Origin of the sequence: Micromonospora maritima, assembly GCF_902825405.1 — a bacterium.
In the GTDB taxonomy this organism is placed as follows: Bacteria; Actinomycetota; Actinomycetes; order Mycobacteriales; family Micromonosporaceae; genus Micromonospora; species Micromonospora maritima.
This window is the reverse complement of record NZ_CADEAU010000350.1, coordinates 1-5735: the sequence shown is the minus strand read 5'-3', so window position 1 is coordinate 5735 and position 5735 is coordinate 1. Positions and strand designations below refer to the sequence as shown.

Here is a 5735-nt window from a genome sequence, read left to right as displayed (position 1 = left end):
GGCCAGCTCCCGGTGACCGCCCGGTCGTGCAACGCGGCGCTGGCCGCACCGACGGCCGGGGCCAGCGTGAGCACCGGCAGCGCGGCGGCCGCCACGGCGAAGCCGAGCAGCGCCAGGTCGCTCGCCTCGCGCAGGGTGTCCCGCCAGTCGGCGCGGACGGGTTCGGCGGTCATCCCTTCAACCCGCTGGTGTTGATGCCCTCGACGAGCATCCGCTGGAAGGCGAGGAAGAACAGGAACACCGGCAGCAGGGACAGCACCGACATGGCGAACATGGGGCCGACCGCGCTCTGGCTGGTGGAGTCGATGAACAGGGTCAGTGCCACCGGGACGGTGTAGTCCTCCAGGTTGGACAGGAAGACCAGTTGCCGGAAGAAGTCGTTCCAGGTCCAGATGAACGAGAAGATCGCGGTGGTGACCAGCGCGGGGCGGCTCAGCGGCAGGATGACGTGCCGGAAGACGCCGTACGGGGACGCGCCGTCGATGGTGGCCGCCTCGTCCAGCTCACGCGGAATGCCGCGCATGAACTGCACCATGAGGAAGACGAAGAACGCCTCGGTGGCCAGGAACTGCGGCACCAGCAGCGGCAGGTACGGCCAGTCACCGCCGACCAGGCCGAGGCTGCGGAACAGGATGTACTGCGGCACGATCAGCACGTGCCCGGGCAGCAGCAGCGTGCCGATCATGACGGTGAACCACAGCTTGCGCAGCCGGAACCGCAGCCGGCCCAGGGCGTACGCGGCGAGCAGGCAGGACAGTGCGTTGCCGACGACGGTGAGCCCGCTGACCAGGGCGCTGTTGAGGAAGAACCGGCCGAAGCCGACGTCGAAGTTGGTCCAGCCGTCGAGGTAGTTGCCGGGGGTGAACCGTTCCGGCAGCAGGCCGACGTTGTTGACGATCTCGGCCGGTGACTTGACCGAGGTGCCGAGCATCCAGAACAGCGGGTAGAGCACCACCGCCACGATCACCAGGAGCACCACGAGGCGCAACGCCTGCCGGTTGCCCGGGCGGCGGCGAACCGGCACGGTGGTCATGAGTCGTCTCCGTCCGAGTAGTGCACCCAGAACCGGCCGGTGCTGAAGAACACGGCGGTGACCACGCCGATCGCCACCAGGAACACCCACGCCATCGCCGACGCGTAGCCCATCTCCAGGTCGGTGAAGCCGGAGATGTAGAGCTTCAGCGTGTACATCAGGGTGGAGTCGACCGGGCCGCCGGTGCCGTTGCTGAGCACGAACGCGGCGGTGAAGCCCTGGAAGCCGTTGATGGTCTCCAGCACCAGGTTGAAGAAGATCACCGGGGAGAGCATGGGCAGGGTGACCGCGCGGAACCGCCGCCACGCCCCGGCGCCGTCGACCGCCGCCGCCTCGTACAGCTCGGTGGGCACCTGCTTGAGCCCGGCCAGGAAGATCACCATGGGTGCGCCGAACTGCCAGATCGCCAGCACCATCAGCGTCTCCAGCGCCCAGTCCGGGTCGCTGACCCAGGGCAGCCCCTCGACGCCGAACAGGGCGAGGAACGAGTTGAACGCGCCGTCCCGGTTGAACATGTTGACCCAGACGATGGCAAGCGCGACGCTGCCGCCGAGCAGCGACGGCAGGTAGAACAGGCTGCGGAACAGCCCGACGCCGCGCCAGGCCCGGTTGAGCAGCAGCGCCACGCCGAGCGCGGCGGCCAGCTTCAGCGGCACCGCGATCAGCGCGAACGTCAGCGTGACCCGCACCGCGTGCCAGTACGACGGGTCGGCGGTGAACATCCGCTCGTAGTTGGCCAGCCCCACCCACCGCACCTCGGACAGCGGGGTGAGGATGTCGTAGTCGGTGAAGCTCAGCCAGAGCGAGAGCAGCATCGGGATCGCCGTGACGCCCATCAGTCCGATGAGCCAGGGCGAGAGGAAGACGTACCCCGCCAGTCCTTCGCCGAGCCGGACCCGGCCGGCCCCGCGCCGCGTGGGGCGGGGGCCGACCGGTCCGGTACGGGAGGTCCGACCGGGCGCCGTGGTGACAGCCACGGGACGGTCCTTTCGTGGGGTCAGGCGATCGCGGACGTGCAGGCGGTGACGAACTGCTCCGCCGCCTGGGCCGGGGTGGCACGGCCGTACTGGGCGTTCTCGGCGGCCTTGACCAGCTCGGACTTCACCTTGCTGTGCCCCTTGATCGGGACCTGGGGCGAGGCGCCGAACTTCTGCGCCAGCTCGGACTCGACCTGGATGGACTGCTTCATGGCCGGGTCGGTGGCGGTCTCGCTGACCTTGGCCCGCAGCTCCATGTTCGACGGCAGACCGCGGTCGGTGCCGAGCAGTGCCACCGCCTCCGGGTCGTTGTTCAGGAAGTTGATCACGTCGACGGCGACGTCCTTGTGCTTGCTGCCCTTGAACACCGACCAGTACATCGAGGCCCGCGCCCACTGCGCGCTCGGGTCACCCGGGTACGCGACCACGCCCAGCTCGTCCTTGGTGTTCTTCTTCAGGTCCGGCATCTGGTTGACCCAGACCCAGGAGGTGGCCGACTTGCCGGTGACCACTAGCTGCTTGGTGATGTCGCTGGAGTTGCCCTCGTGGATGACGTCCGGCGTCGGGGTGGCGCCCCGGTCCCGCGCGCCCTTCCACAGCTCGAACCACTTCGTCACGTCCTCGGCGGTGAAGCCGAGTTCCTTGCCCTTGTACAGGTCCTTGCCCTGCTGGCGCAGCCAGACCCAGAGCGCCTTGTAGTCGGCGCTCGGGTCCTGGGTGCCGGGCACCTTCGTCTTCTTCGCCACCTGCTCGGCCCAGGCGATGTGCTCCTCCCAGCTCATCCCGGTGGTCGGCTCGGGCAGCCCGTTCTTGGTCAGCAGCGTCTTGTTGTAGACCAGGCCCTGGGTGTTCTCCCCGGCGGCCACCCCGGCGAGCTTGCCGTCGACCACGCCGTACTCCAGCAGGCTCTTGGGGAACTTCGACACGTCGAGCTTGCCGGAGTCGCGGTAGCTGCCCAGGTCGAGCGTGGTGCTGCGGCCGGCGTACTCGGCCAGGTAGTTGTCGTCGATCTGGAACAGGTCGGGCGGGTTGCCGCCCGCGGTCAGCGTGGCGAGCTTGTCGAAGTAACCCTGGTTGGCCTGCCAGGTCTTCTCGAACGTCACGTCGGGGTGCCTCTTGGTGTAGAGGGCCAGGGCGTCCTCGGTGAGCTTGGCCCGGGCCTCACCGCCCCACCAGAAGACGGAGAGTTTGACCGGGCCGCCGTCGCCGCCGCCGGAGTCGTCGCCGCAGCCGGCCGCGCCCAGGGCGAGCGGCACGGCGAGCGCGACGGCGGCCAGGCCGCGGACGAGTCGGCGTCGGGTCAGGGGGGTACGGTGATCCCGCCCGGCGGGTGCGCCGGCGGTGGGGAACGTTGCGGGGTGCATCTGCGCTCACTCCTCGGATGTGGGAGGCGACGACGTCACCGGCGGCCGTCCACGGGTCGCCCGGGTCCGCAGGGCTGTGCGGGCCCGGGCCACCTGCTCAGGCCACGGTGCCGTCCCGGCCGGGCGCGGGGACGGGCCCGGTCGAGTCGCGGACGACCAGTTCGGTCTGGAGCATTACCTGTGCGGTGGTGCGACGGTCGCCGGCCGCCGCGCCCCGGCCCCGGGCGCCGCGCGGCGCGTCGGAGTCGAGTTGCAGCAGCATGTCGACGGCCGTCCGGCCGGCGGCCGCGGTCGGCGTGGCCACCGTCGTCAACTTGGGGCGGGTGAGCCGGCTCAGCGCGATGTCGTCGACGCCGACGACGCTGACGTCGTGCGGCACCCGCGCCCCGATCGCGTCCAGCCCCTCGATCAGGCCGATCGCCATCAGGTCGTTGTAGGCGAGCACGGCGGTGACGCCGCTGCGGCGTACCTGTTCGGCGAGCGCGCCGCCGCCGGTCTCGGTGGGCTGGTTGGGTCCGAGGATCGTCAGCTCCGCGCCACCGCCGCGGGCGGCGGCGGTGGCGGCGCGGCGCATCTCCCGGGCGGTCCAGGAGCCGCGCGGGCCGCCGAGCAGCGCGATCCGGCGGTGACCGAGCCCGAGCAGGTGCTCGATCGCGGCCCGGGCGCCCTGCCCGACGTCCATCATCACGCAGGGCAGGCCGGCGACCTGGCGGTTTATCACCACCACCGGGACCTCGCGGCTGACCTGCTCGATCAGGCTGTTGCTCATCCGGGGGCTGCACAGCAGCACGCCGTCGACCTGCTTGGCCAGGGCGTGGACCAGGTCCTCCTCGGCGACCGGGTCCTCGTTGGTGTCGGCCACGAACACGTGGTAGTCGCGGTGCCGGGCCTGCCCCTCCGCCGCCTTGATCAGCGGCGGGAAGAACGGGTTGGCGATGTCGGCCACGATCAGGCCGATGTTGTGGGTACGGCCGGTGATGAGGGCCCGGGCGGCCCGGTTGGGCCGGTAGCCGAGGTCCTCCGCGCAGGCCAGCACCCGGACCCGGGTCTCCGGGTTGACCAGGTGCGGGGCCGAGAACGTCCGGGACACGGTGGAGATGTGCACACCGGAGGCGCGGGCGACGTCCCGGATGGTGGCTGGCACGGCGGGCTCCCTCGTCCGATGTGTGGTGGGGGTCACGGGGTGCCGCCCATTAATGCAAACGGTTGCGCCCGTGTCAACGGTCCATTGTTGCGGCTCGATTGCGCAGGCGTTCCCGCCACGTGCATGAATGCCCATCAATACGGATGGATGGGGCGGCTTGGGCGGCAACCGTTGACGACGTATCCACAGTCGTGGTTTCTTCGGCTGCAAACCTTTGCAGTCGACTGCTGGGGAGGCCGACGTCATGTCACCACCGGCCCGGGAACGGGTCCGCCACGCCCTGGTGGGCGCCGGGGCACGCGCCGAGATGTTCGTCCGTGCCCTCGCGCTCGACCACGCCGACACCGCCGAGCTGGTCGCGCTCGCCGACGTCAACCAGACGAGGATGGACGCGCACAACCGCTGGCTGGCCGAGCTGGGCCACCCGCCGGTGCCCACGTACGCCGCCGCCGACTTCACCACCATGCTCGCCAAGGAGCGCGTCGACGTGGCGCTGGTGACCAGCGTGGACGCCACCCACGACGAGTACGTGACGGCGGCGCTGCGCGCCGGCTGCGACGTGGTCGTGGAGAAACCCATGACCGTGGACGCGCAGCGGTGCCGGCGCATCCTCGACGCGGTCGCCGAGACCGGCCGACGCGTCACCGTCGCGTTCAACTACCGCTACAACCCGCTGCACGAGCAGGTCCGGCGGCTGCTGGCCGACGGCGCGGTGGGCGAGATCGGGTCGGTGCACTTCGAGTGGCTGCTCGACGTGCGCCACGGCGCGGACTACTTCCGCCGCTGGCACCGGGACAAGTCCGTCTCCGGCGGGCTGCTGGTGCACAAGTCCGGGCACCACTTCGACCTGGTCAACTGGTGGCTCGACGCCCGGCCGGTCGAGGTGCACGCGTACGGCCGGTTGTTCTTCTACGGCGCGGACGGCCGCCGGCACGGCTACGCCCGCGACTACGACCGGGCGCACGGCTCCCCCGCCGCCGACGGCGACCCGTTCGCGCTGCGCCTGGCCGACCACCCGAGGCTGCGCGAGCTGTACCTCGACGCCGAGGCCGAGGACGGCTACCACCGCGACCGCAACGTCTTCGCCCCCGGCGTGACCATCGAGGACGACCTGGCGGCGCTGGCCGGAAGTGCCGCCACACCCGTGGCCCATTCCGACGCCGAGGAGAACGCGGCCGCACAGGCCGCGCTCGCCGCCTATTCCGGCTATCTCGACG

5 protein-coding genes are annotated in these 5735 nt (G+C 70.7%); 1 reads left to right on the top strand and 4 read right to left on the bottom strand.

Translation table 11 applies throughout. From position 1 onward, the window contains the following. Nucleotides 1-169: 169 nt before the first annotated feature. The 4 genes from HUW36_RS24100 to HUW36_RS24085 form a co-directional block, all read right to left on the bottom strand. A complete protein-coding gene (locus tag HUW36_RS24100; protein ID WP_174530265.1) occupies nucleotides 170-1033 on the bottom strand; it encodes a carbohydrate ABC transporter permease in 864 nt (287 codons plus the stop codon). Then, a complete protein-coding gene (locus HUW36_RS24095) occupies nucleotides 1030-2010 on the bottom strand; it encodes a carbohydrate ABC transporter permease (protein ID WP_174530264.1) in 981 nt (326 codons plus the stop codon). The genes HUW36_RS24100 and HUW36_RS24095 overlap by 4 nt, the downstream gene beginning before the upstream one ends. Nucleotides 2011-2030: 20 nt before the next feature. Further along, complete coding sequence (locus HUW36_RS24090) at nucleotides 2031-3374, bottom strand: ABC transporter substrate-binding protein (protein ID WP_174530263.1); 1344 nt, start codon at nucleotides 3372-3374, stop codon at nucleotides 2031-2033. A gap of 97 nt (nucleotides 3375-3471) precedes the next feature. Then, entirely contained in the window at nucleotides 3472-4518 is a 1047-nt protein-coding gene (locus HUW36_RS24085; protein ID WP_174530262.1) for a LacI family DNA-binding transcriptional regulator, read from the bottom strand. 244 nt (nucleotides 4519-4762) lie between these two features. Between HUW36_RS24085 and HUW36_RS24080 the strand changes: the two genes are divergently transcribed. Next, nucleotides 4763-5735, top strand: a 973-nt coding sequence (locus HUW36_RS24080; protein WP_246248304.1) for a Gfo/Idh/MocA family protein, incomplete at its 3' end; no start/stop codon positions are given.